The organism is Streptomyces sp. NPDC003036 (assembly GCF_040611175.1).
Taxonomy (GTDB): Bacteria; Actinomycetota; Actinomycetes; order Streptomycetales; family Streptomycetaceae; genus Streptomyces.
In genome coordinates this window covers 163,371-188,454 of sequence record NZ_JBEXNO010000009.1, presented here as the reverse complement: position 1 = coordinate 188,454, position 25,084 = coordinate 163,371, and the positions used below count along the sequence as shown (strand labels likewise).

At 69.3% G+C, this 25,084-nt stretch carries 32 protein-coding genes; 4 read left to right on the top strand and 28 right to left on the bottom strand.

What is annotated here, in order from left to right; all coding sequences use genetic code 11:
• The first annotated feature begins 481 nt into the window (after nt 1-481).
• Nucleotides 482-652, top strand: a complete 171-nt coding sequence (locus tag ABZX67_RS09660) for a hypothetical protein (protein WP_355356662.1) — start codon at nt 482-484, stop codon at nt 650-652.
• 161 nt (nt 653-813) lie between these two features.
• Here ABZX67_RS09660 and ABZX67_RS09655 read toward each other — a convergent pair whose 3' ends face one another.
• From ABZX67_RS09655 to ABZX67_RS09640, 4 genes are all read right to left on the bottom strand, one after another.
• Nucleotides 814-1,257, bottom strand: a complete 444-nt coding sequence (locus ABZX67_RS09655; protein ID WP_355356660.1) for a hypothetical protein — start codon at nt 1,255-1,257, stop codon at nt 814-816.
• Nucleotides 1,257-3,551 (bottom strand): hypothetical protein, encoded by a 2,295-nt coding sequence (locus ABZX67_RS09650; protein WP_355356658.1) that lies wholly within the window; start codon nt 3,549-3,551, stop codon nt 1,257-1,259. The genes ABZX67_RS09655 and ABZX67_RS09650 overlap by 1 nt, the downstream gene beginning before the upstream one ends.
• Nucleotides 3,552-4,252: 701 nt before the next feature.
• Entirely contained in the window at nt 4,253-5,152 is a 900-nt protein-coding gene (locus ABZX67_RS09645) for an RNA ligase family protein (protein WP_355356656.1), read from the bottom strand.
• Nucleotides 5,153-5,287: 135 nt separating this feature from the next.
• Nucleotides 5,288-5,806, bottom strand: coding sequence for a hypothetical protein (locus ABZX67_RS09640; RefSeq protein ID WP_355356654.1), 519 nt, complete (start codon nt 5,804-5,806; stop codon nt 5,288-5,290).
• A 121-nt stretch (nt 5,807-5,927) separates the two neighbouring features.
• Between ABZX67_RS09640 and ABZX67_RS09635 the strand changes: the two genes are divergently transcribed.
• Nucleotides 5,928-7,484 (top strand): pentapeptide repeat-containing protein, encoded by a 1,557-nt coding sequence (locus ABZX67_RS09635; protein WP_355356652.1) that lies wholly within the window; start codon nt 5,928-5,930, stop codon nt 7,482-7,484.
• A 763-nt stretch (nt 7,485-8,247) separates the two neighbouring features.
• On the opposite strand, the gene ABZX67_RS09630 is transcribed toward ABZX67_RS09635, so the two are convergent.
• From ABZX67_RS09630 to ABZX67_RS09550, 17 genes are all read right to left on the bottom strand, one after another.
• Entirely contained in the window at nt 8,248-8,490 is a 243-nt protein-coding gene (locus tag ABZX67_RS09630; RefSeq protein ID WP_355356650.1) for a hypothetical protein, read from the bottom strand.
• Nucleotides 8,490-8,975 carry a hypothetical protein gene (locus tag ABZX67_RS09625; RefSeq protein ID WP_355356648.1) on the bottom strand — a complete coding sequence of 162 codons (486 nt, stop codon included), beginning with the start codon at nt 8,973-8,975 and terminating at the stop codon, nt 8,490-8,492. The genes ABZX67_RS09630 and ABZX67_RS09625 overlap by 1 nt, the downstream gene beginning before the upstream one ends.
• A 3-nt stretch (nt 8,976-8,978) precedes the next feature.
• Nucleotides 8,979-9,152, bottom strand: a complete 174-nt coding sequence (locus tag ABZX67_RS09620) for a hypothetical protein (RefSeq protein ID WP_355356646.1) — start codon at nt 9,150-9,152, stop codon at nt 8,979-8,981.
• A 3-nt stretch (nt 9,153-9,155) separates the two neighbouring features.
• Nucleotides 9,156-9,740, bottom strand: a complete 585-nt coding sequence (locus tag ABZX67_RS09615) for a histone-like nucleoid-structuring protein Lsr2 (RefSeq protein ID WP_355356644.1) — start codon at nt 9,738-9,740, stop codon at nt 9,156-9,158.
• The gene (locus ABZX67_RS09610; protein ID WP_355356642.1) at nt 9,737-10,009 is read right to left on the bottom strand and encodes a WhiB family transcriptional regulator; all 273 of its coding nucleotides are present in this window, start codon (nt 10,007-10,009) and stop codon (nt 9,737-9,739) included. Before ABZX67_RS09610 ends, ABZX67_RS09615 begins: the two co-directional genes overlap by 4 nt.
• Nucleotides 10,006-10,494: a hypothetical protein gene (locus tag ABZX67_RS09605; protein WP_355356640.1), complete on the bottom strand. Its 489-nt coding sequence runs from the start codon at nt 10,492-10,494 to the stop codon at nt 10,006-10,008. The genes ABZX67_RS09610 and ABZX67_RS09605 overlap by 4 nt, the downstream gene beginning before the upstream one ends.
• Entirely contained in the window at nt 10,491-10,775 is a 285-nt protein-coding gene (locus ABZX67_RS09600) for a hypothetical protein (RefSeq protein WP_355356638.1), read from the bottom strand. The genes ABZX67_RS09605 and ABZX67_RS09600 overlap by 4 nt, the downstream gene beginning before the upstream one ends.
• A gap of 92 nt (nt 10,776-10,867) precedes the next feature.
• Nucleotides 10,868-11,140: a hypothetical protein gene (locus ABZX67_RS09595; protein ID WP_355356636.1), complete on the bottom strand. Its 273-nt coding sequence runs from the start codon at nt 11,138-11,140 to the stop codon at nt 10,868-10,870.
• A complete protein-coding gene (locus ABZX67_RS09590; protein WP_355356634.1) occupies nt 11,140-11,640 on the bottom strand; it encodes a hypothetical protein in 501 nt (166 codons plus the stop codon). Before ABZX67_RS09590 ends, ABZX67_RS09595 begins: the two co-directional genes overlap by 1 nt.
• 284 nt (nt 11,641-11,924) lie before the next feature.
• Nucleotides 11,925-12,143 (bottom strand): hypothetical protein, encoded by a 219-nt coding sequence (locus ABZX67_RS09585; RefSeq protein ID WP_355356632.1) that lies wholly within the window; start codon nt 12,141-12,143, stop codon nt 11,925-11,927.
• A gap of 90 nt (nt 12,144-12,233) precedes the next feature.
• Complete coding sequence (locus tag ABZX67_RS09580; protein WP_355356630.1) at nt 12,234-12,482, bottom strand: hypothetical protein; 249 nt, start codon at nt 12,480-12,482, stop codon at nt 12,234-12,236.
• 123 nt (nt 12,483-12,605) lie between these two features.
• Nucleotides 12,606-13,172 (bottom strand): hypothetical protein, encoded by a 567-nt coding sequence (locus ABZX67_RS09575; protein ID WP_355356628.1) that lies wholly within the window; start codon nt 13,170-13,172, stop codon nt 12,606-12,608.
• A 199-nt stretch (nt 13,173-13,371) separates the two neighbouring features.
• On the bottom strand, nt 13,372-13,626 hold the full coding sequence (locus ABZX67_RS09570) for a hypothetical protein (protein ID WP_355356626.1): 255 nt from the start codon (nt 13,624-13,626) through the stop codon (nt 13,372-13,374).
• Between the two features lie 21 nt (nt 13,627-13,647).
• Nucleotides 13,648-13,923 carry a hypothetical protein gene (locus tag ABZX67_RS09565; RefSeq protein ID WP_355356624.1) on the bottom strand — a complete coding sequence of 92 codons (276 nt, stop codon included), beginning with the start codon at nt 13,921-13,923 and terminating at the stop codon, nt 13,648-13,650.
• Nucleotides 13,920-14,366: a hypothetical protein gene (locus ABZX67_RS09560; RefSeq protein WP_355356622.1), complete on the bottom strand. Its 447-nt coding sequence runs from the start codon at nt 14,364-14,366 to the stop codon at nt 13,920-13,922. Before ABZX67_RS09560 ends, ABZX67_RS09565 begins: the two co-directional genes overlap by 4 nt.
• Nucleotides 14,363-15,040 carry a GGDEF domain-containing protein gene (locus ABZX67_RS09555; RefSeq protein ID WP_355356620.1) on the bottom strand — a complete coding sequence of 226 codons (678 nt, stop codon included), beginning with the start codon at nt 15,038-15,040 and terminating at the stop codon, nt 14,363-14,365. The genes ABZX67_RS09560 and ABZX67_RS09555 overlap by 4 nt, the downstream gene beginning before the upstream one ends.
• 92 nt (nt 15,041-15,132) lie before the next feature.
• Nucleotides 15,133-15,438, bottom strand: coding sequence for a hypothetical protein (locus tag ABZX67_RS09550; RefSeq protein ID WP_355356618.1), 306 nt, complete (start codon nt 15,436-15,438; stop codon nt 15,133-15,135).
• 265 nt (nt 15,439-15,703) lie between these two features.
• On the opposite strand from ABZX67_RS09550, the gene ABZX67_RS09545 reads away from it, so the two are divergent.
• Nucleotides 15,704-16,156, top strand: a complete 453-nt coding sequence (locus ABZX67_RS09545; protein ID WP_355356616.1) for a GNAT family N-acetyltransferase — start codon at nt 15,704-15,706, stop codon at nt 16,154-16,156.
• A 28-nt stretch (nt 16,157-16,184) separates the two neighbouring features.
• On the opposite strand, the gene ABZX67_RS09540 is transcribed toward ABZX67_RS09545, so the two are convergent.
• Nucleotides 16,185-17,777 (bottom strand): ISL3 family transposase, encoded by a 1,593-nt coding sequence (locus ABZX67_RS09540; RefSeq protein ID WP_355356614.1) that lies wholly within the window; start codon nt 17,775-17,777, stop codon nt 16,185-16,187.
• Nucleotides 17,778-18,397: 620 nt separating this feature from the next.
• On the opposite strand from ABZX67_RS09540, the gene ABZX67_RS09535 reads away from it, so the two are divergent.
• Nucleotides 18,398-19,168, top strand: coding sequence for a class I SAM-dependent methyltransferase (locus ABZX67_RS09535; protein WP_355356612.1), 771 nt, complete (start codon nt 18,398-18,400; stop codon nt 19,166-19,168).
• A gap of 205 nt (nt 19,169-19,373) precedes the next feature.
• Here ABZX67_RS09535 and ABZX67_RS09530 read toward each other — a convergent pair whose 3' ends face one another.
• From ABZX67_RS09530 to ABZX67_RS09505, 6 genes are all read right to left on the bottom strand, one after another.
• Nucleotides 19,374-21,668 carry an XRE family transcriptional regulator gene (locus ABZX67_RS09530; protein ID WP_355356610.1) on the bottom strand — a complete coding sequence of 765 codons (2,295 nt, stop codon included), beginning with the start codon at nt 21,666-21,668 and terminating at the stop codon, nt 19,374-19,376.
• The gene (locus ABZX67_RS09525; protein ID WP_355356608.1) at nt 21,665-21,991 is read right to left on the bottom strand and encodes a helix-turn-helix transcriptional regulator; all 327 of its coding nucleotides are present in this window, start codon (nt 21,989-21,991) and stop codon (nt 21,665-21,667) included. Before ABZX67_RS09525 ends, ABZX67_RS09530 begins: the two co-directional genes overlap by 4 nt.
• On the bottom strand, nt 21,988-23,016 hold the full coding sequence (locus ABZX67_RS09520) for a tyrosine-type recombinase/integrase (protein WP_355356678.1): 1,029 nt from the start codon (nt 23,014-23,016) through the stop codon (nt 21,988-21,990). Before ABZX67_RS09520 ends, ABZX67_RS09525 begins: the two co-directional genes overlap by 4 nt.
• 205 nt (nt 23,017-23,221) lie before the next feature.
• Nucleotides 23,222-24,157: an ATP-binding protein gene (locus ABZX67_RS09515; RefSeq protein WP_355356606.1), complete on the bottom strand. Its 936-nt coding sequence runs from the start codon at nt 24,155-24,157 to the stop codon at nt 23,222-23,224.
• Nucleotides 24,093-24,506 (bottom strand): hypothetical protein, encoded by a 414-nt coding sequence (locus ABZX67_RS09510; RefSeq protein ID WP_355356604.1) that lies wholly within the window; start codon nt 24,504-24,506, stop codon nt 24,093-24,095. Before ABZX67_RS09510 ends, ABZX67_RS09515 begins: the two co-directional genes overlap by 65 nt.
• Nucleotides 24,503-24,841, bottom strand: coding sequence for a hypothetical protein (locus ABZX67_RS09505; protein ID WP_355356602.1), 339 nt, complete (start codon nt 24,839-24,841; stop codon nt 24,503-24,505). Before ABZX67_RS09505 ends, ABZX67_RS09510 begins: the two co-directional genes overlap by 4 nt.
• Nucleotides 24,842-25,084: the final 243 nt, after the last annotated feature.

The following is a 25,084-nucleotide window of genomic DNA, read 5'->3' as shown; positions in this document are numbered from 1 at the left end:
ACGTCGCACGAGAGATCTACCGGCTGGTCGTCCCAGCGAGCACTCCTCTTACCCAGACGGATTCCGCCGCTTGACATCCATAGGGGCATCAAGCGCGGATACGTCTACCTCGGAACCGTCACCGCTGCAGCCCTCATCATCTGGCTGCGATCATGATCGGGGAGACAGGCCCTAGTCGAGGCCGCCCCCGGCAGCGTGATCCGGCGGGACGGCCAAGCCCTGATGCGCCACGAAGCCGGCGGCGCCGGGCAAGCAGCCTGGGCGCTCGCCGCGGAACGGCTCCGCCCCTACACCGACCAGGAAGCCGCGGCTTTCCTGCGACTCCACCAGGGACTGCGCCGGGCGCTTCCCCAGCGCAGGCGGGAACTGGACGAGATCGCCGCGCTGGCGCGGCCGCTGATGCCCGCAACGATAACGGCCGGGGCTTCCCCAGCGGCGATGGCGCAGAAGACGCAGTTCCTCATCAGAGGTCGACCCTCCCATGCGACGCATCCGTCTGTCGCTCACGTCACCGACGCTGCCGGACTGGGCAAAGGACGAGGGACGGACGGAGGACGTACGCCTGCGCCAGGCTGAGCAGGTCCTGGCACAGGAGGTCATCCGGTACCACCACGGCGTACCGCGCCAGGACCCGCGCCCCCGGCCGTGGTGACCGGCGTCTGCCCCTCACCCCTACTGACCCAGATCGTCGGCGCCATCGCCACGGATCCGATGAGGTGGAATTGGCCCACGGGCCTCACACCCCGTTCCGGCCAGGACCTGCAACGATAAGTCGGCCAGCCCGGCTCATCGCCGGACCGGCCAGTGGCCTCGCTACGCCGAGCGCAGCAGCGCGCTCTTGCGGGTCTGCGGCGATGCCATGCAGCGGCGGACGCGGGTCTCCCAAGCCTCAAGCTCAGCGCCGGGGACACCGTGCTCGATCGGGATGACCCACAGGTGGTGCCAGGTGTGGCGGACCTCGGGGGGCTGGTTGTCGCGGTAGTGCTCGCGGGTGCGGTCCCGGACGGCGTTCATGTCGGGCCGCTCGGCCGTGCCGCGCTGCACCTTGCCGGTGTAGAGGCTGCGGTAGCAGTCGTCCAAGGCAACGTAGAGCGCCGTCGGCCAGGGCGGGAGGTGGCGGAAGGTCCAGCTTCCGTTGGCCTCGCGGAGCGGGTAGACGCACGCCTGGAGGGTCTCGGGCGGCGTGGCAAGACGCTGGCCGGGGATGGCGGCGACATCCGCGGCAAGGTCGGGACCGAGGGTCCATCCCGCGCTCATCAGCGGCCGTCCTCGGGGAGGGCGTAGGGGTCGCCGCTGCCGGGAGTCGGCCCGTCGGGGGCCTCGCCGTCCTCGGGGACGAGGTTGGGGTACGGGTTCCGGCTGGCGGGCACCACGACGGGGATCTTGCCGATGTCCAGGCTGGCCTTGAACAGCAGCTTCTGCAGTGCCTCCTGCTGCGCACCGTCCGCGAACTTCGGCTGGCTGGGGCTCGTCAGGATGGAGGCGATGGTCTGCTCCAGCCGCCCGACCGCGGTCTGCAGGGCCTTGATGGACGCGGCCTTCGGCTGGCTCTTGCCGCCCTCGTCCGCCACCTGCCGCGCCACGTCGCGCCGCCCCTCGATCACCGCGCGGCGCGAGGTCGGGAGGCCTGGCCAGGCAAGCTCGAAGACGTGCCACTCGGTTGCCCGCCTGGGGTTTCCGTGGGTAGTGGCGATGACGGGGGTGCCGTCCGGGGTGGTGGTGATCTCGGGGACGGTGAACTGACGGGAGTAGTCCGCGGGGTGGCCGGGGACCTGGTCGACCCAGCTGCTAAGGGCCGCCCCGAGGAGAAGGCGGCCGGCCGGGGTCTCGATGAGCGCCGCGACGACGCCGGGCGGCCGGGAGCGGTAAGGGGTCTTGCCGTTCACGGGCTCCTCGGAGACCAGATCCTCCTTGGACCCGCGGTCGCGGCCCAGGGTCTCAGCGACGGTGAGGGCGTCCCCGCCGAGTACGGCGAGTTCGTCCCGGGCGCCGGGGACGTCGTCCTCGGCTCGCCGCCGCAGCTGCTCGACGAGGTCGGAGGCGCTCTTGTACGGGTCGTCGTCCAGCTGGTCGTCCCGCAGCCGGGTCAGGGTGAATGCGTCCGCTCCCTTGGCCAGGCGGTTCCACATCGTGCGGGTGATCGAACCGCCGTTGTCCCAGGTGTGCACCATGTTCGGGAAGACCGTCTTGGCGTCGGAGCGCAGGTAGCGGGTGGAGAAGATCGCCGTGGTCTTCAGGAGCTTCGCGGGGAAGTCCTTGCTGCTGGGGTCGAGCGAGAGGCCCTCGGCGATGGCGGAGCGGATGAGCGCGCCGGCGTCAGCGGAGAGCACCGTCTCGAAGAGCAGGGCGCGGGCGAAGGCGGGGTGGTGGGGCAGGCCGGTGGCGTGGGTGAAGTCCAGGCCGTGCAGACGTCCCGACAGGGCGCTGGCGAGGGGCGGTGTGATCTTCCCGGCGTGGACGGCGGCGAGCATGGCATCGGCGACGGCCTTCTCCTGGTCGCTTCCGCCGCTCCAGTGCCGAGGGCGCAGGTGGATCTGGGTGAGGTGCTCGGTGAACCAGGTGGTGGCCTCGCAGGGTTCGCCGAGGCGAGTGTAGGTGCCAACGACGAGGTTGACGGGGGCGAGGCGGGAGTGCAGGGTTTCCAGCTCGTTGGCGGTCCAGGAGCTCGCACGGGCGGCGTTCAGTGCCCCGTTGACGGCCTTGCGGGACGCGGCCACGGCGTCGTGGGCGAACATGCGGCCCACGATCTTCTCGGCGTACGAGGGCGCCGTGGCGGCGGTCAGCTTCTTGTCGCCGATGCCCAGGACGTTGCGCCAGGCGGACGTCAGCCGGGACTGCCCGTCGATGGCGACGACGAAGACCTCACTGGTGCCGTCGGCGTAGTGCACGCGCAATGCCATGCACGTCAGCGGCTCCTGGACGCCGGTGCGAGCGATGGAGTCCGACCAGTCGTAGTCCAGGAGGTGGTGGGTGACCGTGGTGGTGATCAGGTCGACCAGGTCCTGCTTGGCCGGCAGGTGGATCTCCAGCAGGCCGGGGATGCTGCCCTCAATCGTGGGGTCGGTGGTGCGGCCCTTGGTGAAGGCATGCTGGATCGCGGCGAGGAACCGGGGGTTGACCGGCAAGGTCATGATCCCGGCGATTTGGTGCAGCGGGCTGCGCACGACCGCCGCGTACCCGGTGTTGGTGCTGAGTCGGGCGAGGCGGCCGAGCCGGGAGACCTTGCGCTTGGACTTCTGCCGGCTGCGGCCGGGACGGGTGTTCAGCTGCTGGGCGACGGCCTCGGGGTGGTCGAGCTGGTCGAGCAGCTCGTCGGGGTGGGTGGTCCCGGCGAACAGCGCCCGGAGGATCTCGGCCGGCAGGACCACCGACGGGTGGTCCTGCGCGGCGGTAGCCAAGTCCTTCAGCTCGGTGGGGGTCGGGACGGGCTCCATGTCGAACAGGCCGGGAGCGAAGGAGGCGATCTGTTCGCTCGTCAGCTTGCCGACGGCGCCCTGGGCGTGGTCGTCCTCGTCGCCGCCGGGCGCGACGAAGGTGAGCGGAATTTCCATGATCATCCATAAGTGTCGTGGTGCGGCGCTTCTCGGAGGCCGCCTGATCGGGGACATGACCCACACCAGATGGGTCGGCGCTCGGGACCGGAATCCCACGACACCGCCGATGCCCCACGCAGAACCGGGGGCAGAGACGCGGTCGCGCAGTCGCAAGGACGTACCGCACTGAGACAGACCCAGTTGATGGCCCGTAGGCACGCTGGGAGCGCTCACCGTCCAAGGACAGGCCCGCCGGAAGGACGGGAGGCAGTGACGACTCGCTCACGCTGAGCAGTGACCTGAACCTACACACCCTCGCCCCCGCGTAACGAAGTTCACCGAAAGCCATCACCTGGCCGACCCGCCGCTGGAAGAATGCGCCCCCCGCAAGGGCTGCCGCCGTCCCGACCTCACCGCAAGCCCGAGCCAAACGCGGCGGGCCCGCGCCCGGCAGGGCGTACACCTCCAGCCCAAAGACCTGGTCCTTGATGCCGGAGCGGCAACGGGATGAACAGCCACACCAGAGCGAGAAGCCCAGCCATGACGAGGTGGTACTGGCCGACGCGGGCCAGACACGCAGCCCAGCCCCGCCGCGGACTGGCCCCGGCGGCCACTTCCGCCGCCGTCGGCGCCCCCTTGTTCGCCGCCTGGTGGCCACTCTGGCCGAGCACGTGGTCCGCGACCATGCCCGTGCGGGAGTTGGACGCCTCGGCCCCAGGTCAGACGTCAGCGCGTAGCCGGACCGCCCGCGGGATGACGGCGTGCCGCGTAGTGCCCTCTTCGACTTCGGCGACCAGACCGGGCCGCACAGGGGTGTACTGCGTCTCACCGGCCCAGGTCCGGCCGGGCTCCGCCAGGGCCGGCAGGACAGGGGCGAGCTGCAGGCGCAGCGCAGTAGAGAGAGGTGCCGTGACGGCAGGCCGGGCACGTTCGGCAAGCTGGAGCACCAGGGCGGTGGGGCGGTCCGGACGGCCGGTAAAGCCGACCACCGCCGCGTCGGATGTCTCGGTGTGACGCAGCTTGGACCAGACACGCTGCTCGCGTCGCGGGTAGCTCTGGGTGAGCCGCTTGATGACGAGCCCTTCGGTGCCGGCGGCTTCGGGCAGCAGGTCATGCCACAGCTGCGCTTCGTCGGGATCGTGGGTCACGAGGACGGGCTGTAGCGGCGGACCTACCTTGGCCAGGACCTGCTCCAGCAACAAGCGGCGCCGCTCGTAAGTCAGGCCACGAACGTCACCGGCCTCCGTGGCCAGGATGTCGAAGGCACCGTATGAGGCTGTGTGTAGGGCGGCGAGCTGGCCGGCGCGGACGGCGGAGGAGCTGGCGCGCTGGAGGACCGCGGGGAAGTCCATGCGGCCTTCCCGCCAGATGACGGCCTCGCCGTCCAGGACGGTACCGACAGGCAACGCCTCGGCCGCTTGGGTGAGGTCGGGCCAGTTGGGGGTGACGATGTTGTTGCGGCGCGTCTGCAGAACGACGCCGTCGTCCAGACGGAAGAGCAGCATTCTGATTCCGTCCAGTTTCGGCTCGTAGGCGAGGCCCGGTCCGCGCGGCAGTGTGCGGACGATCGAGGCAAGCGCGACGGGCAGCGGGGGCCGCAGAGGCTGGGGGCTGTTCACCGGCCGAGCATCACCAACGTCTGCGGTGGAGTCGGCGCCTTGCGGTCGGCGCGTCCCGGCGCCGCTGGTTCTTTACGCCGTAAAGACCAGCAGGGCGCGGCCGAGGGTGGAGCCAGCCGCGCCCGGCGTGTGGGGTTACTGGTCACCGTCCGGGCCATGGTGCAGGTCGTCGTATTCCTGGCACGCCTTGCCCCAGAGGTCGGCGGCGCAGGCATGTCCTTCCTGGGCGAGGAGCCGGGCGTAGAGATCGGGGAAGTTACGGCCGGTACCGTCGCCGTCCTGGTCGTCATCCATGGCTTCGGCGAGCGTGTAGGGGTCAACCGGGACGCGGGCGTCCAGGTGCTGGAGCTCGGGGCGGTAGTTGTCGACGTCAAAGGTGGTTCCTTCGACGTGCTGGGTGTGGTGGGTCTGGCTGCGCAAGCCTGCGGCCATCCGTTCCGCCTGGCGCTCGGTCTCGTACGGGCCGAGGCGTACCGGGTCGAGGCCGGGGCGGGTGAGGACGACGGCGTATCCGAGCGGGTCGGTGTAGCGGATCGGCCGGCCGAGTTCGCAGGCGAAGGCGATCTCTGCGCGGGTGGAGTCGCCGATGTAGCCGCCGGGGAAAGCGCCTGAGTTCGCGAATACTGAGCACTCGGCGCCCCTGTCGGACCGCACGGAAGATTTCAGTAGCGCACGATTCACTTCAGTAGGCCCTTCAGTGCCCGCACCGAAGATTTCGGTGCGGGGCATCCTGGGGGAGCAACTACCCGTCCCCGCGCTCGATCGTTCTTGGGGTATGACGCACTCAAGCACCGAACCGACCGAGTCGCTGTATTGCGGCCGCGACGCCACTGCCCGGGACCGGGGCGGCTGCCGCGGCCGCCGCGTCCCCGGCCACGAAGTCTGCCTGGCCCACCTGGACGACACCGGCCGTGACGCCTATTTGGAGCGCCTGGAGCCCGGTGCTGACATCGACCACCGCGGCACCCCCTTCACGCAATCGCTCCTCGAGAAGCTTCTCAAGGCCCTGCGCGACCCCACCACAGGAAACCCCCGCTTCGGCTCCGCCAAGTTCTCCGGGGCGCAGTTCTGCGAAGCCGACTTCTCCGGGGCGCAGTTCTCCGGCAACGCCAAGTTCTCCGGGGCGCAGTTCTCCGGCGACGCCAAGTTCAACAAGGCGCAGTTCTCCCGCAACGCCTGGTTCGGCGGGGCGCAGTTTTCCGGCGACGCGTCGTTCCACAGGGCGCAGTTTCCGAAGGTGCCGTGGTTCGGACCGGTGGTGTGTGCGAAGACGGTCGTTCTGTCCGAAGCGGTGTTCGAAGAGCCAGTGACGCTGGAGATCGCGGCGCGTAACGTGCATTTTGAGAGGACTCGGTGGGGGGCGACGGCGACAGTGCGCCTGCGCTATGCCACCGCGAACCTCGACCACGCGGTGCTTACCTTCCCCGTAATGGTCACATACCATCCCGCCCTCTTCCTCACCGACAAGGGTAAGGCGGTGGGCCGTCTGCGAGGCGTCGCGAATAGGGTTCGGGTGGAGTCGGTGCGCGGGGTGGACGCCGCGCACCTGGTCCTGGCCGACGTCGACCTGACCGACTGTCTGTTCACTGGGGCTTTTCACCTCGATCAGCTCAGGCTGGAAGGCCGCTGCACCTTCGCCAGCGTCCCGTCCGGGTTGCACTGGCGGCGCTGGTACCCGGTACGGTTCACGCCGCGCCGCACCCTCGCCGAAGAACACCACTGGCGCGCGAACCAGGCGGCAGCTGTCCCAGGATGGAAGGCGGCGCCCGAACCCGCCGGACCGGCGCAGCTGGCGCCGGCGTACCGGGCGCTGCGCAAGGCGTTCGAGGACGGCAAGAACGAGCCGGGGGCGGCGGACTTCTATTACGGCGAGATGGAGATGCGCCGTCACGACCGCACCGGGACCATCAAGCGTGCCGAACGCGCACTGCTGTACAGCTACTGGATGCTGTCGGGCTATGGCCTGCGAGCTTCCCGAGCTCTGTGCTGGCTGGCTGCCGCCATGCTGGTCACCATCGTGCTGCTGATGGCATTCGGGCTCCCGAAGGCCTCCCCGGAGCAGCAAGCGACTGGCACCGTGCCACCCGCCGGAGGCAAGGTCACTCTCAAGATCGACAAAACTGGTCTCGAAAACCCCACCTTGGACGGGGACTGGCGCACGTTGAAGCGCTTTGAGAAGGCCCTGAACGTCACCGTCAACTCGGTCGTGTTCCGCTCCTCCGGCCAGGACCTCACCACCGCCGGCACCTACATCGAAATGGCATCCCGCGTGACGGAGCCCATCCTTCTGGGCCTGGCGGTCCTGGCCGTCCGTAGCCGCGTCAAACGATGATTGGCAGTGCCCCGCGGCTCTCGTACCAGGGAACCCAGCAGGACGCCGCAGCCACCGGACACTGAAGTTACCAGTGCGCCGAAACCGCCATGAGCTTCCGAATGGAAGATTTCAGTGCCCAGACCACAGCCACGTCCACTGAAATCCTCCCTACAGCCCGACAGCCCCGAACCTGGGCGCGAGTCGCATGTCGGCTGGCGATCATCGTCGTTCTTTCATCCAGCAGGCGGGGCAAATGTCGCGGCCATCACGGGTTCGGTGCCATTACTGGGTTCCCGAGCCGCGCCGTGCCTGTGTCGCGGTTTGAGGGGTCCAGCCATGGTGAGGTCAGAAGCCGCCGTGAGTGGATCTTCCGCACCGTCATTCTTGCTCGCGCTGGCGTCGCCGCAGCGACTGCGTATATCCGGCTTTGGTCAGTCCATGGCGGGCACCTTAGGCGGGGCGCGGCCAAGGTGAGTGCTTGTTCTGTGGCGAGAACCGGAAGATGACGAAGGAACACATCCTCCCCCGGTGGATGAGGGAGGAGTTCCCAGAACTAGCCCAGGCGCCGGTCTACTCGGGGAGTAAGTCCGAGTACGACAGCCCCTCGGGCAACGGACCCAAGGAGCGGATCGCGGGCGGCCGGGAGGGGACCGGCCTCTTCACCGACCGGCCGGCGAGGACAGGGGCAGGGGGCCGGGCGGGCAGGGCGCGGGCTGCGTCGGCGACGGCGGCAGCGAATGGGGCGTGTTCGAGTCGGAGCTTCATGGGTGTGGGTGTCCTCTCAGGCTGAGACAGCGGCGGGGACGGGCTTGGTGAGGTGGCTGTGCAGGTGGAGGTCGCGGACGTACTCCAGCGCGGCCCTCGTGGTGCTCTGGTCGGTCCAGTTGCAGGCGGAGCAGGTGGCGCGGTAGGCGCTCCGGCCGGTGCAGCCGGCTTCCTTGGGCTTGCCGGTGGTGGTGACCTTGTGGGTGCAGAGGGTCCCGTCGGCGTGGACGGGCTTGATGGTGGCGGTGATGCGGGCCATCAGGGGTGGACCTCCGTGGTCTCGGTGCTGTCGGGGTGGGTGAAGAAGGGCAGCGCCTCGTCGTGCGCGGTCGCGGGGGCGGCCGGCAGGGCGGGCGGCAGGACCGGCTCGGTGGGCACGGCCAGGTCGGCGACCGCTTCGAGGGCAAGCTGCCCGGCGGCGGCCAGGTCGGCGGCGCGGGTGAGCGCGGCGGTGACGCGGTGGTGCGCCCGGTCGTGGTGGAGGTGGCAGCCGGCGCACATCACGACCAGGTTGTCCGGCCGGATGTCCTCAGGCTGGTGGTTGAGATGGGCGGTGGTCAGGACGACGGTCGAACCGGTGCCGTAGGCGGCCTGGCCGTGCCGGTTGGGGCAGCAGCCCGCGTGCGTGCCGCGGCCGCACTGGCCGGTACAGGCGCAGCGCCAGCCCGCGGCTTCCTTCGCGGCGAGGGAGATGGCCAGCCAGTCGTCGGGGTATCGGTCTTTGTTTTCCGGGCGGATCGGCATCGGTCATTCCCCCTTCGGTTCGACGGCGCTCAGGCTGCCGATCCGGATAGCAATGTGGCCGAGGTGTCGGGCGGTGAGGGCGCCGAAGGCGGCGCCGCCGGCGGTACGGAGCAGGGTGAGCCGCCCCGTACCGGTAAGCGGCTGGCCGCCGTCAGCGTTGGCGGGGAAGGCGGCCATCGGTTACCCGGTCTGCGCGGGGACGGCCGCCTTGCCGTCCCGGTTGTTCCAGGCGTCCATGACGTCCTTGGGGATGGAGCCGACCTGCGAGACGGCCATGCCCTGGGGGCGGGCCCAGGCCCGGATCTGGTCACGTTGGCGCTTGGCGTCCAGCGACTGACCGCTGGCGCTGGCGGTCTGCTTCGTCGACTTGCCGCCGTTCTTCAGGCGCCGCAGCTTGGCCTGGGCCTTGGTCAGGGGCTGGGCAGCCTCGGCGACTTCCCGCTCTTCCTTCTCGATGGCGGCCGCGTCGCGGTGGAGCTGCTCGAGTTCGTTCAGGCCGGCGCGGATGCGGGCCGCAAGGTTGCGGATGCGAGCGGTGTGGCTGTTCTCGCCCCAGGCCAGGGCGCCCAGGGCGCGCGCCAGCTGCGGGTCGACGTCCGGGATCTGCGACGTGCCGGCCTTGCGGTGGGCCTGGGTGAGTCCCTCGCTCTCGGCAATGGCGGCGATCTCGCCTACGGACACGTCGCCTACCTCGGCGTGGATCGCGTCGGCGCTGCATCCTTGCTTGAGCCGTTCGATGACGATGGCGCGGTCGGTGTCGTTCACTTCTTCTCCTGTGCGCTGAAGGCGAATTCGCGGCACAGTTCCCGGCGCCGGTGGCGGGTGGTGCCGGCCCAGATGGCGTCGCCTGCGTCGGTGGGGTGGTCGATGGCCCAGGCCAGGCACGCCTCACGGGTCGGGCAGCGCCGGCAGGCGAGCTGAGCGGCCGCCCGGTCGTTGCTGTCGTCGCTGGTCCACCAGTCGGGTTCGGCGCCGGGGGCCTGGCAGGGCTCGGTTCCGGTGAACCGGGGGAAGGGAGCGAGCCGGCCGGTCACGATCCGGCTCCGGTCTGCGGCCGGACGTTGCCGATGCCGCCTACGGTCGGCAGCAGGTGCTCGAACGGCTCCCAGGCCTCGAGCCGGTACATCTCCAGCTCTTCGACCGGCAGCTCGGCGCCGGAGGAGTGGTCGTTGTACGGGAGCAGTTCCGGGACGACGTTGGCGTACTGGCCGTCGTCGGTGTCGTCGGCGGCCCGGTCGACGTCGACGAAGGCGACGAAGACGCCGGTGGGGGTCCGCTCCAGGACGTACAGCCGCCGGGCGGGGGCCTCCTCGGGGTCGACGTCGTCGCGGCGTACCCAGGTCTGGCGGGTGGCAGCCAGGACGGCCGGGTCGCCGGCATCGGCCGCGTCGGTGATCCGCTGGTACGCCTCGGCGCAGTCGAGCTGCTCGCGGTCGATGAGGTCGTGGACGGCGGCGGTGAGGTGGTCGCCCAGGGCCTGGGCGCCGATGAGGTCGGTGAGGGACTTCAGGGTGCTCATGCCAGGGCCGCCTTCCGGGAGGTGCGGGGGCGGGGGGTGTTGGGGTCGACGGCGGCCAGGAGCCGCTGGAGGGCGGAGCCGCGCCGGGTGCTGCGGAGGGTGGCGGGCATGCCGCAGTTCCAGCAGTCGGCCTCTTCGCCGGTCCAGGCAACGAAGCACTGCTCTCGCTCGCAGACGGACTCCGGGGTGGTGTTCAGGCGGGGGCTGCGCCGGGCTATGGCGCGCATGATGGTGGCAGCGATGCCCTGCTGACGCTGCGGTCGGAGGGTCGGGGCGTGCATGATGGGGTTTCTCCTTCTCCGCTGCTGCGGGGTGAGGGGGCCCGGGGCGGCCGGCGGTTTCTCAGGCCTTGTGCGGCCACCCCGGGGCGTAGTCAGAGGACGATCTGCTTCTTTTCGGCGCGGTCCCAGCGCAACTCCCAGTCGGGGCGCAGTCCGCGGGCGGACCAGTCGACGCGGCTGGTGCCGGCGGGGATCGGCTGGCCGGACATGGCGTGCAGCCGGGCGATCTCGCAGGCACGCAGGGCGGCGGCGAACGCGTCGTCCTCGTTGTCAGCGAGGCCGGTGAAGACGTGGACGCCCTTGCGGGTCTTGTCCTGCCGGTGCTCTATGGGGACGTCGACCTCCCACACGGTGCGCGAGCCCATCACTCCTCAGCCTCCGAGTCGTACACGGCGGTCAGGGTGATCGGGGTGGCAAGGTAGCCGGTGGAGCTGTCCTCCTTCTCGTCGTCGCCGCCGGGGTAGAACACGGCCAGCTCCTCAATCGCCTCGGCGTCGCCGAAGTCGGGGATCCAGGTGAGGATCGCACCGGTGGGCAGGCCTTCGCGGCTGGGGAGGGCCTCACCGTGGGCGCGGGCGGCGCCGCAGTTGGTGTAGAGGCCCAGCGGCAGCTGGCCGTGCTCATACTCGGCGCGGTAGATGGTCAGCTCGACTGGCTCGCCGGGGGTGAGCTGGGTGATGTCTGGGAAGACGGCCTCGGCGGCGACCAGGCGCTGCTCCAGCATTTCGATGTGGGCGAGCAGCTGCGGAACGTCCTGGGTCGGGTTGCTGGTGCCGTCGGCGTTGCGCAGACGGATGTCGTGGACCAGGTCGCTGCGGTCGGTCGGGGCCGCGGGCGCCATGCGGGTCAGGGTGGTCGGGGTCACGGAGTGCTCCGTTTCTGGTAGCGGCTTTGGGCTGGCTATCCAGTCCCCCGCGTCGTCCGGACCGGTGGCCTTGTGGACCGGACGACACGGCCGGGTGGACAGATCAGTGGAGCCGGGTGCTGCCCGAGGCGGCCATGTCGGATCCGATGGCGGAGGCGAGGGCTGGCCAGAGCCGGTTGCCGCGGCCCTACTCGGGGTCGCCGAGGGCGACCTCGACGGCGACGCGCGCGGTCGAACAGGCGCGGTCGTCGCTCTCCTGATCAGTCGTTGACGGTGAAGGAGGCCTAGTCGCCGGGCGGGTAGACATTGAACAGCGCGCCCTCGGCCGCGACCGCAGCGGCGCCCAGTCCGGCGATGGCCGCGGCGGCGACGGTGCTGTGGTCGGCGGCCGTGGAGGCGAGCAGGGAGGCAGCTTGGCTGGCGCGGCGGGCGCCGGCGGGGGACCCGTCCGGGCTGGTCATCGCGTCGAACACGACGGAGCGGAGGCGGTCACGCACAGCCATGGCTTACCCCTCGTACTGGTCAGGTCGGGAGGCCCGGAGGCGGTCGGCTAAGTTTTGGCGACCTGGCGGCCGGCCCCGGGGCGGGTTGGGTTAGCTGTACTTCTTCGTCCGCTTGAGGATGTAGTCGCGGGTGTAGCCGAGGACTTCGACGGCGTCGGTGCGGGCACCGTGATACGCGTCGTCCAGCTCGGTCTTTACCGTCCTCCACATCTCGGCTTCCGCGGCTTCGCGTACCTTCTCGGTCTCTTCGAAGATCTTGTCTCGCTTGGCCTTGGCGGCGGCGAGTGCCTTCTTTAGGTCCTCGCGGGCTTGTGCGATGTCGTCGGATCGGGGGGTCATGTTTCTGCTCCTCGCGGTCATGAGGGACGATGGTTCCGGCCCCCTGCTCCGGTTGGAGCGGGTTGGGAGGCCCGGGGACGGTGGGCTGAGTTTGGCGACCTGGCCGCCGTCCCCGGGGCGCAGCTACTTGCCGCCGCCCTCCAGTGCGGCGATCGGGGCGTGGCCGTAGCCGATGTTCTTGTCGGCGTTGCGCAGGTGCCGGACAGCGGCGAGGAGCCGCTGGTGCTCGTCCTCGTCGCCGCGGGCGGCATACTCAGCGGCCAGGGTCCGCACCGTGAAAAGCAGTTCCCTCAGCAGGCTGCTGGCACGAAGGCTGTCCAGCACGTCCTCGATGTCGGCGCCGTTGTCGATATCAGCGCGCATCTGGGCAAGGCCTTCGGCAAGCTCGTATGCGATGTCGCCGTCCCAGCGGTCAGGGTCGATCAGCCCGATGAGGTACTCAGCCATGGCGTCGGCCGTAGTCCTGATGCCGAGGATGGCGACGGCGTACAACAGAAACGTCCAGTCGTTCGCGGTGGTGAGCCAGGCCGGGCCGGTGTGCGTGGCCCACAGACCGGCCATGACCAGGAGGACCACACTGGCGGCCGGATCGCTAAGCCGACGTGCTCCCATCAGGGCACGGACGGTGAGGCGGCGGGCGGTGACGGCAGCGGGACGCGCCTGGCCGGCTTCGGTGGAGATGTGTGCCACGTGCTGCTCTTTCGGTGACGTGGGGGCTGCGGGCTGCGGGTCAGAAGGTCCCAGGGCGGCCGGCTGAGTTGGCGACCTGGCGGCCGCCCCGGGTGCTTACGACACCCAATAATGCAGACTTCAAGTATTCATTTCAAGAATATGCATACATCGAGTGCGGATTTTTGGGTTCTGGCTGGTGAAACGCCCGTTGGTCAACTCATCGAGCACGGTCCACACGGGCGCGCGGGCCGCTCACCGACCTGCGTGGCTGGCAACTGGCCTCCGTCAGGGTCTCGGTGGGGCGAGGGGAACGGGGTCGGGGGGTGTACTGCGCGAGCTCCAGGAGCTCGCGGTTGCGCTGGCGCTGGGCGTCGGTGAGCGGCCGGGCCTTCACACCGTGGCGGTGCCACAGCGGGGAGGCGGGCGGCTCGGGATATGCGAGGGCGTGGTCGACGTCGCGGTTGCTGCTCATGAGGGGCCTCCTGGTGGAGGGTCAGGCGTGGTCGTCGTCGCGCTGGCGCTTGGGCTGGACGTCGGAGGCGAACCGGCCGAAGCGTGCCTCGGTGGGATTCGCAGCGATCCAGCTTTCGGCGCACGCCTTGTGTGCTGGCTCCCCGTAGTGGGAGCGCAGAGGCGTGGGCTCGTCGCACAGCGCGCAGGGGCGGAACTGCCGGCCGTCGAAGTGCCGACTGTCGCGCCATTCGAGGAGATCGCCGGGAGCCGGGACGAAGCCCGGCTCGAACAGCGGCTTGCCTCGTTTGCGGATCACGGCCGCAGGTGGGGCAACTGCTGGAGCACCTGCGTGACCAGGTCCGGCGACGGCCGCCACGGGCCGAGCTGCCCCCGCTCGATCGGGATGGGCAGCGCGAGCTCCTGGACGTCGTCGAGGACCAGGTGCCAGACGCCGGGCTGCGCCCAGGGGGAACAGGGCGGCGAGCCGTCGGGGTCCTGGTGGGAGCCGGTGATGCGGGCGACGCCGACCACGGCGCCGGTCACCAGGTCGCGGCCGCGGATCGTGCGGGCGACCAGCGGCTCACGCAGGGCGGCCCGATCGATCTGCTTGGCCGCGTGCAGCAGTACCCAGCCCGGCCGCCACGACGGTTGCGGCCTGTTCTCCACGGTTTTCTCGCCGGTCAGGATGCAGGCGGCCCAGGGCTGCCTGATGCTGATGCACCGGATCCAGTCGCCCTCGGGCATGGTCGGCTGGCTCATGCCGCCTGCCCCCAGATCGCGGTGCCGGGGCGCCCGGCACGGCGGCCGTTGATGGACGGAACCGTGGTGTGCGCGGCGGTGGCGAGGACGGCGCGGCCGGAGTGCTTGCCGTCGTACAGGGCGGCGTCGGTGGCCCGCTGCAGCGCGGACAGGTCGCCGGAGCCGATCGCGTCCGGGCTCGCGGCACCGACCGAGGCGGCGACGTTCACCACTTGGTCGTCGTCTAGGACGACCGGGGTGCGCAGCATGCGGATCAGCTGCGCAAGGCGCTCCTCGCGACGGTCGGCGGGCAGGTCCAGTACGACGGCGAACTCGTCGCCGCCAAGTCGGCCGAGCACGGCGCGCGGGCCCGCCCAGGCGGTGAGCCGGGCACCGTAGGCCGCGAGGACGGTGTCGCCGGCCGCGTGGCCCAGCGTGTCGTTCACGGCCTTGAAGTCGTCGGCGTCGACCAGGACTACAACGGTGTCGTCGCCGTGGCGGCGCAGGACCTGCCGGGCGCGGGCGGTGTAGGCGTCGCGGCGCAGCAGGCCGGTGAGCGGGTCGCGTCGGCTCGCGGCGATCTTCTTGTGCAGGGCGACGGCGTGGACGGCCCATCCGGTCAACGGCACGGCAGCGGTCGTCAGGAGGAGTGCGCGCTGCCCGAACCGGGCCTGTGTGCGCAGGGTGGAGTCCATACTGGGATCTCCCTCTCGTCTCGTACGGGGTGGGTAGGCCCGGGGCAGGCGAACTGGTTTGGACGCCGATGTGCGCCTGTCCCGGGGCGTAGCTACAGCTCGAAGTCGCCGTCGTCGGCGCGGGTCCAGGGGTACGGGTCGTTCCAGCGGCCGGCGGTCGCCGCCTTCCAGTCGAGCTCCCAGCCGGGCCGGTAGCCGCGCGCCGTCCAGCCGCCCGGATGTCTGCCGGGGACCTCGAGTCCGGCCTGCTGCGCGGCGGCGGCCTGGTCGTAGACCTCGTGGGCGATCCGTACGGCGGCGCTGCGGCTGTCGGCGTGGCCGGTGAAGACGTGGACACCGCGCAGGCCGGCGGTGTTCTTTATCGGGACGTAGACCTCGTAGAGGGGGAGCAGGGTCATGACGTCCGTCTCCTTTCGTTCTTCTCGGCGGTGAGGGACCACCGCGACCGCCCCGGCCTGCGTCGTACGCGGGGGCCGGGGCGGCACGGAGTGGCTTTGTCCATAAGAACGGGGTTCTGGCACAGATCTTGGGGAGCCGTCGCGGAGCGTCATCCAGCGTTCGAACGAAAGGCGGCCGGGCCCGGCAGTGGTCGATCTTGACGTGCCCGACGTGTGTGATGTCGAGTTGACGGTGAGAAGCGGCATCAGTGCATAGGGGATCGACATGTTCATAGCGGAAGAGGGCGTTTTCGATCCTGTTGAGGTGCTGGAGCTCTACGACTCGGTCGGCTGGGAGGGCTACACCAGCGACGTCGACAAGCTCTGTCGCGGTCTCGTGAACTCTCACCTCGTCATCACGGCACGAGACGGATCGGGATCCCTCCTGGGACTGGCCCGGACCATCTCCGATGACGAGCACATCTGTTACGTCCAGGACATCGTGGTCAATCCGGCGAACCACAGGCAGGGGGTCGGCCGGGCGCTGGTCGAGCACTTGATGCGGCGCTACTCCCACTGCCGATTCTTCCTCCTGTCCACAGACCACGAGGCGTCACCAGAGGGCAGCCGCAACCACGCGTTCTACCGGAGCCTGGGCTTCCTGTCCTACGAGGAAAAGAAGATGGCAGGCTTCGGACTGCCAAGGAACCGCCCTGACCTGCGCGATACGGCTCCATAGGCAAAAGATCTTAAGAAGTTACGGAATGCTACTGGAGCAGGATCAGCTTGCGGAGTAGATCGAATCCGGCTCGGCCGTAGAGTTGCCTCTTGATCTTCTTGATGCGGTTGACGGCGCCCTCGATGGTGCCGGAGCTCCAGTCGAGAGTGAGCCCGGCTGTCACGGCGTCGAGGTCTCGATGCAGGTGAAGTGCGAAGCCGGTGAGCCCGGGCAGCTGGCTGGCGTCGACGGCGTCGATCCAGGTGGGGAGTGTGGATCCGAGGCGGTCGGTGAGTATCTCGCCGAAGTCGCGGACGTGTCTGGCTGCCGTGTTCAGTTCGGGGCAGCGGGCCAGGACGTCTTTCAGGCCGACGCGGTCTTCCTCGGTCAGGGTCGTGGGATGTCGGGTGATCCAGCCGGTCACCTGCCGTACGGTCGGTGGCCGGGGCGGTGCGGCGGATGGAGTCCCGCGCAGGGTGGCGATGTGGGCTCGGACCATGCCGTAGGTGACGGGAGCCTGCTCGGCGACCAGCTCGCCGTGGAGTCGGGTGACGCTGGTGCATCCCTCGGCGAATCGTCGTTCGAGGTAGGACTTGTAGGGGTCGAGTCTGCTGGGCCGGGGCCGGTTTTTGCGGATGGTGTCCTGCCAGCGCGTGGCGTTCCCGTACCGGAGAACGGTGTTGAGGCCCCAGCCCAGGTGCCGGGCGATCGTACGGCGTGAGTGACCCTGGGCGAGCATCTCGTGGACCAGGGCGTGTGCGGCCTTCTTTCTCTCGGCCCGCCGGCCGACGGTCTCCCCGTCGTTCTGCGGCCGATCGGAAGCCGGTTGGGTGTCGTGCGGCAGGAGGCCGCTGGGCAAGGGCCCACGCAGACAGTCGCGGTGGGCGGCGACGCAGGTCTCCACGGCCCGGCCCAGGCCCTGCCACAGATGGAACCGGTCGGCGACCTGCAGAGCATCGGGGGCACCGCGCCGGGCGCCCTCGGCATAGGCGCCCGCCCGGTCCCGGCAGATGATCTCCACGCCGGGGTGGCGGTCCAGCCAGGCGGCCAGCGGCCCGGCCTCGCGGGTCGGGAGCACATCGACCACGCGATGGTCTTCGACGCTGGTCAAGACGGTGGAGTAGGTCTGGCCGCGGCGGATAGCGAAGTCGTCCACGCCCAGCACCCGCGGAGTGCTGAACCGCGGATCGGGCAGGGCCATGAGCCTGCGTAACAAGGTCATCCTTCCCGCGCCGAAGCCGAGCTGGGCCGCCAGCCGGGCGCCGGCCCGCCCCGCCAGGGCGAGTCCCACCCGCTCCAGGGCATGGTTGAGCCGAGTGGTAAACCGTGCGTGCGGGGCGGCCAGCCGGGAGAACGGCTCGGCGAACGTCCGGCGTGGGCAGTCCGCCGATCCGCAGATGAAGCGCCGGACCGTCAGCAGGATCACAAAGCCCTGATCAGCCAGCGGAAGGTCCTTCAGTCTGCGCTGGTAACGGTCGTGGACTCGGTCCGAGAAGCGGCGGCAGTCCGGACATGCCGCCCCGGCCGCGCGGCCTCTTGCCACCGCCTCGACCGTGCCGAACGCGGCCGTAACCGCCTCGACCTCCATCTCGTCGATCGCGGCGAACACCAGTGAGTCCCAGAACGGTGCATCGGTCTCCATGACCAGCACCATCACCGTCTACGAGCGGTCACAGCAGCGGCCGCCGACACCTGAGGGAGCGTCAATTCAGAGCGTCAGACGAGAAGGCGTACGCCGTCTCACGCAACCAGTCTCCTCACAATCGAACATCGAGGTCACGCTCTGCGACGACTCCCCAAGATCTGTGCCAGAACCCCGTTCTTACGGACAAAGCCACACGGAGGAACATCACCGGCTACGGCACGCAGAACTCCTGGAGTGAGCAGGTCTCGGCGTGCCGGTCCGGATCAGAAGTCGAACTGGATGGTGATGGGGGTGCGGCGGTCGCCTAGTCGCGGCGGGGGGGCGTGGACGGTTCGGCGGTGCGCGACAAGGCCAGCCGAGCCGCCCTGGATCGGGATGCGGCACTCCCCGCAGCCGTGCCACCACTCGTCCCCGGCCGGGATGAGCGGGTGCGGATGCGGCCCGGGGGCTGCTCGGCTCATCCGCGGACCGCCGCGGCGTACTGCGCCTCCAGGTCGGCACGGCCGTCCGCGTCTTCGCTCATACCGGCCGCGTGGTCGTCGGCGACTGGGGAAGAGGCAGTGTTCCGACCTTGCACTATTCGGTGCGGCGGGCTCGCCTGGCTCTAGGCTGCGACGATGGAACGCGCAACCGACATACCCGAAAGCTTCGCCGATTCTGCGGAACCGGCCCGAGTGAACGACTACGACAGTTTCGCCGAGGCGTACGCGGCGGAGAACGAGAACAACCTCGTGAACGCGTACTACGAACGGCCCGCGATGTTAGCCCTCGCCGGAGACGTGGCTGGCCACCGAGTTCTGGACGCCGGCTGCGGCTCGGGCCCACTGACCGCCGCACTGCGCGACCGCGGCGCGGTCGCCGCCGGGATCGACGCCAGCGCCGGGATGCTCGCACTGGCCAGGCAGAGGCTCGGTGATGACGTAGCCCTCCACGTGGCCGAGCTGGGTGACCGCCTGCCGTTCAAGGACGATGCGTTCGACGACGTGGTCGCGTCGCTGGTCCTGCACTACCTGGAGAACTGGGGGCCGACGCTGGCTGAGTTTCGGCGAGTACTCAGGCCCGGTGGTCGGCTGATCGTGTCCGTGGATCACCCGTTCACGGCGTACACGTTTCGGGATCCTAGGCCCGACTACTTCGCGACCACGAGCTACACCTTCGACTGGATGCTCGGCGGGAAGTCCACCCCGATGCGCCTCTGGCGAAAGCCGTTGCACGCAATGATCGACGCATTCACCACCGCGGGCTTTGGTCTCTCCGTCATCAGCGAACCGCAGCCTGACCCAGCGGCCCGGGCCCTGTTCCCCGATGGCTTCGACGACCTTTCGACCAAGCCCTGCTTCCTGTTCTTCGTCGTCGAGGCGCTGCCGGCGGTCACCGGCCCGGAGTAGCGAGTCGAGGCCGTTGGAGACGTCGAGGTCGCCCAGGTGAGAAGACGTCAGGTGCGTGAGCAACCGTGTCACCTCACCTGGGCCCCGCCTGAAACCGTGCAGTTCACAAGCCAGACAACCCTTGAAGTTCTCAGCGGCCTCACCTGCCTAAACGGCGCTCTCGCCGCTCTGCGGGATTGGGGAAGAGTGGTGTTCTAATCGTGCGCTATTCGGTGGCCTGGACGGCTTCGAGGTATTCGGCCCAGCTGTTTTGGGCGTACTGAGCCCAGGCGTAGGCGGTGTTGGCGTGGACGCCGAAGAGGTCGCTGACCACGATCGGAGGGAGGTCGGTGATCGCTTCCATCATGGCCGTGTTGCGGGCGTCGATGCCCGGCAAGCTGTGCAGCTTCATGTAGTGGTTGACGGTCTGAGGGCTGCGGGGGCGGCTTGGGGGCCGGCCTGGGAAGAGGAAGCCAGGTGTCCCGGTGTGCGACTGCTGGAGCACGGAGGTGCGGCAGGCGGGGCTCGTGATCTGTCGTTCGATGAGGACCGCGAGCCGGGGTGGGAGGAGGACAGGGTGCTTGCTGATCGTCAGGTAGGCGTCGTCGCCTTCTCGGTGGAAGCGGTCGGTCGTGAGGTCGACGATCCGGGTGGTGGGAAGGGCATAGAGGCAGGTCAGGGCACCGATGATGCGGGCTTCCAAGGGGACGGTGTCATCGTTGAGACAGCGGCGAAGTTGTTGGTTGAGTTCGTCGGTGTCGAGGAATCGGGAAGGCAGGCCGTACTTCTTCGTCGGGATGGTGACCTTGCTGGTGAGGCGGCGGGCGACGGCCCAGCGGACGAACGGCTTGAGGTTTCGGCGCTGGGTGGGGTTGGTGGTCAGCCAGAGGTCGAGGTCTTCCTGGCTGAGGTCAGCGAGCGTGATCGAGTTTTCGTCGAGCCAGGTCATGAACGTGATTGCGGCCCGGATGTTTCGCCGGTCACTCGAGGCAGAAGCGAGGGTGTAGCGACCCTTGTCCGCCCGGCGCCGGGCGGAGCGAAGGACGCCCCATTCGGCGAACGGGCGGATGATGCGGGCGTGATGAGGGGGAAGGCCGGCGAGTCTGGCCTTGAGCCAGAGCTGGACGCGAGCGAAGTGTTCTGCCCGTGTGGGTAGGGCCCCGGCTGCGACGAGCAGTTCTCGGGTGTAGAGGGTTCGCGAATCCTGCGGCAGCTCGTCGAGGAGTTCGTGGGTGATCTCTTGTTGGCGGGCGGCGAGACTGGCCAGCATGCGGGCCGCGTCGCTGCGACGTATCCAGCCGAGGACGGACCAGGGGTGGTTGGCGGCGCTGAGCTGTTCCGCCAGGGGCTGGAGCTGGGGGTGGACGGTGCCGTCCTCGTCGCTGAGGAGTTGGCGGACCCGGTCTTTGACGACGCAGTGTGCGCAGGCGCCCTCGGCGTAGATGGCGCCGGGGTTGCCGCAGCGGGGGCAGGTGTAGTCGATGTCGGTGCCGGAGCACGGACCGCAGATGTTATGTCCGTCTTCGCTCCGTCCGACGAGCGCGCGGAGGGCTCCGCACCGCGCGCATGGGGCAGGTTGGCGCCTTCGGCGCGTGTAGCACGTGGCGCAGAGCGGGCCGACGGGCCAGCGGACCTTCACCGGCCTGGTCTCGCCGCAGTCGGCACAAGGCAGCCACGGTCGCTCGCGGCAGGAGGTGCAGTAGAAGTCGCCCTCGCGGCGGGTGAAGCCGTGCCGGACCTGGCCGCACTGGACGCAGGTCCGCTTCGGCCCGCGGTAGCAGTCTCCGCAGATCACAGGCTCGCCGTCGGACTTGCGGGAGATCCTGATCGGCTTGATCTGCTGGCAGGCGTCACAAAGCGTGGGCGGGGACAGGTAGCAGGGAGCGCAGACCGGGCCGTCGTCGGTGATGGCGTTCGCCGGCCGCAGTTCCCCGCAGTGGATGCACTGGTGTTTCGGCTTCGGGTAGCAGCGCTGGCAAAGAAACGTGCCGTCTTCGCGGCGGCTGGCGGGCGGGCGTTTGCGGCCGCAGTCGGCGCAGTCCTTCAGGAACAGCGGGTCCGTGCGGTAGCAGCGGCGGCAGACAGGCCCGTCCTCGCGCCGGGCGACGATGAGGCCGTTCTGGCCGCAGCGTGCGCAGGGCCGAGACTCGGTCCGTGCGACGCACCAGTCGCAGCAGCGGCCTTCCGGGGTGATCCGGTTGAGGCGGAGGCCAGTGCGGTGGCAGCGTGCGCAGGCCAGCTGGGTGACGGTGTCGCCGTGTCCGGTTGCTTCGAGGTGCTGGAGGAGCCGGACCACATGGACCGGGCAGTGTGGCGAGGGCTCGGTGAGGGCGTTCGGATGCTCGGCGAAGTAGTCGTCCAGGGCTCGTGCCGGGCTGGGGGTCCATGCCTTGGCCTTCTCCAGGGCCGTCTGGGCGGCCTCGGCCGTCAGCGACGGTCCGACAACCCTCTGGAGGTAGGCGATCAGGCGGGCGCGGGCCTGCGCAAGCTCGTGCTGCCGGCGTATTGCGGCTGGTTTCACGACTGCCCTGGGCGGCGGATCACGGTGCGGCGGGGCTTGTCCGGCAGCGGGCCGGCGTCCCCGTCGGCGGTCTTGCGGAGCTGGACGTTGACGACCTCGGGCTTGATCAGGTCGTTGGGGGTGCACTGGAGGATGTCGCAGAGCGCGACGAGGGTATCCATACTCATGCGCTGCGGCGGCTGGGTCACCAGCCGGTAGACCTGTTCGCGTGACAGGGTGACACCGCGTTCTGCCAGCAAGGGGACCAGGTCGGAGGTCTGGAACATCTGACGCTCGGCCATCAGCTGCCGAAGCTGCCACTGGTAGCCCATCTTCTTGATCACGAGTTCACGTCCCAGTCGTCGCCCAGTCGGTTCTTCATCGATGCTGCCAGCAGCGTGTTGCGGTAATCGTTCGAAACCCCCATATAAATGGCCGTGGTTGACGCGTGCGAGTGACCAACCTGTTCCTGGACGAAGCGGGCGGGATAGCCGAACTCGGTCAGATGCGTGATGTAGCTGTGCCGAAGGCAGTGGAGGTCGAGGTCCTCGTCGAGACCGGCGTCCTCGCGGGCCGTCACGAACGCCTCGTTGATCGACCGCGGTGACAGTCGCCCGACCCGTTCGGTCACCCAGAGCGCAGGGTGACGTCCGGGCGAGAAGTGCGGGCGGATGTCGGTCACCCACTCGTCCAGGATGTCGACCGCCCAGTCCATCTCCGGGACCATCAGCACCGTGCGGCGCTTGGGCGGTGCCCCCTTCGAGGCTTTGCCGAAGCGGACCATCATGGTGCCGTAGCGGCGGAACTGCGGAGCCTTGGGACTGCGTCGCAGGTCGACCAGATCGACCTTGGACGACTCGGTCCGACGGGTGCCGTAGGCGTAGATGGTCTTGAGGACGGCGGCGTCCCGCAGGGCGGTCAGGGCGCCCTTGCGGCCCTGGCCTCGAACCTTGGCCGGCCGGGCGTCGGCTGCGTCGAAGAGGGCCTGGACCTCGTCATAGCCCAGCGGGCGCCGTCGCGGATCGCCTTCGTACTCGACCGTGTGCAGAACCGAGTTGCCCTCATGGAAAACCTGCTGCGGGACTTCGCCGAATCTCTCCAGGCAGGCATCGATCCAGCCGTAGCGGGTGTCGAGCAAATACTCCTGGAACAGCTCGATCGTCACCTCGTACGTACGGGCCGTCGACAGTTGGATCGGATTCGTCCCACTTCGCAAGTGGGCGATGAAGGCTTCGCCCTCGGCGGGTGTCCACTGCCAGGGGTACTGGCCGGTGAACTCCGCCAGCCGCTCGATCATGCGCAGCCGCGGATCGATCGTCGACGACTTCAGGAACCGGGCCGACTGCTGCCGGGCCCAGCCCTCCTTCATCGCGGCGAAGACGGCCGGAGCCGGATCGATGTGTATGACGTTGCGGGCGAGCACAAGTCGTGCCGAACCAGGGGCCTGAGTAACCACAGGCCTGTTGTATCAGATGCATCATTGTTGAGTCTGCCTTCTAGGCTGCAGGTCAACTGCCGGAGACCCTTCGGCCGCTGATGCGACACCGAGTCCACAGCCAGCACAAACGGCTGTGTCAGTGACGCGAGGAGTGTTGCATCAGATGCAATTCATCCCGTTTCTCCTGGTCGACGTCGTCGAAGCCGCCGTGGACGTCGCACACGATGTCGTCCCGGTGGTCCAGCCCGCCGGTGAGAGCGCGGTGCAGGCAGGTGACGCTGTAGGCCGGCGCCCAGGCGTTGCCGCTGCACTCGGGGTCGAACGGGCACGGCACACGCACGTCGAATCCGATGTCGCCCTCGCCGTCGACGTCCATGCGCAGGGCGAGGGTGAGGTGCTGCTGCCCGAGGCGGATCTCGCCGACACGGTCACCGCCGGCGATGTCCGAGCCGTCCTTCCACCGCCACATCGGCAGGATCTCCTCGCCGAAGGTGCGGCGTACGAGGAGCAGGTGGCCCAGGCCGTCGCTGCCGTCCGCACCGAGGTCGGCCTGGCGGGCCTCGCTCAGCCGCCGCAGGTACGGCTCCAGTCGGTTCAGTTCGTGGGCGAAGAGGACCTGGGTGAAGCCCTCCTTGGCGAGGCTCTGGTGAGAGAAGGTCATCGCCTCGTGCTGGCGCCGGACCACCTCGTCGGGCACCCGCCGGTTGGCCGGACGCGGTTCCTGTCGCTGGATGCACAGCGACAGCGGCGTGGAGACGACGAGCGCGACCGTCGGCATGCCGTGCTTCTTCGCGGTCATCACCAGCTCGATTCGCACACCCTCTTCGACGTTCGTGGCGTCGATGACCGTGTTCAGCCGGCGTGCCATCCGGCGCTCCAGGATGAGCTTGAGGATGTCGGCGGCGTCGTCGGTGGCGTCCTGGTCACCGGGGTCGTCGCTGACCGTGCCGCGCAGGTTGTCGAGCGAGAGCACCTGGGAGGCCGGCCAGGTGCGGGCCAGGGTGCTCTTACCGGCGCCGCTTGCGCCGATCAGCACGATCAATGCGTTCTCCGGCAGGTCGGGGTAGGTCATGTGCTTCTCCTTGCGGGTGGAGGGTCCGGGTGGCCAGATGCAGGCGCATCCCGGCGGAGTCGTTGATGTAGGCCGCGGCCTCTTCGATCGCGCAGGCGGCGGACTCGGAGTCGTCCGTGTCGAGCGGGGTGAGTGCGGCGGCCCGGGAGGCGGTCGTGAGCAGTTGGTTGAGGGAGCCGAGGATGCCGCCGGGCGGGTCGGCCTCGTCGAACAGCTCGCGAAGCATCCCGGCGAGGAACTCGGCGTCGATCGGGCCGCCCAGTTCGCCCTCGATCTGCTGGATGGCGAGCTTCACAATCCCGGCGGAGGCGCGGACGCGTTCCAGTCGGGAGCGGGCGGCGGCGGTCACCGGCGGCGCCCCTTGCGCAGGGTGATCCAGGTGGTGACCAGGGCGGCGGCCACACCGATGGCGCGGTGGGCCGCCTGGTCCAGTTCCATCAGCGCCGTGCCAGGTCCGGAGACGTCCTGGACGGGCTCGGGCCACGCCTCACCGGCCTTGCGGACGACGGTCGCGTGCTTGATGTAGCCGCCCTTGCCCGCCTGCTCCGCGAGCCAGAGCAGCGGGTCGCGCCGGTCCAGGATTCCGTGGGTGATCGCGTTGATGGCCGCGCCGGTCAGCAGCGCTCCGGCTGGGACGCGGTAGCCGAGGGTGCGGGTGACGGCGAGGGTGGAGGCGAGCTGCACGGCGCTGTAGCTGGCGACGTGCCGACACACCGACCGGCGGCCGGCGGCCGTAGGCGCTGGCGGTGCAGGTGCGGCCTTCCTTGCCGGTCCGCCACGGGTTCTCCTCCACCGGCGAGCCGTCGTTGACGTAGACCAGGTGGGAGCCGTGCATGCCCTTGGTCATCGCATCGTGTTCCCGCTGCACGAACTGGTCCCCCAGTGCGTGGACTCCGTCGAAGACGGCGGTCAGGGCGGCGACCAGGG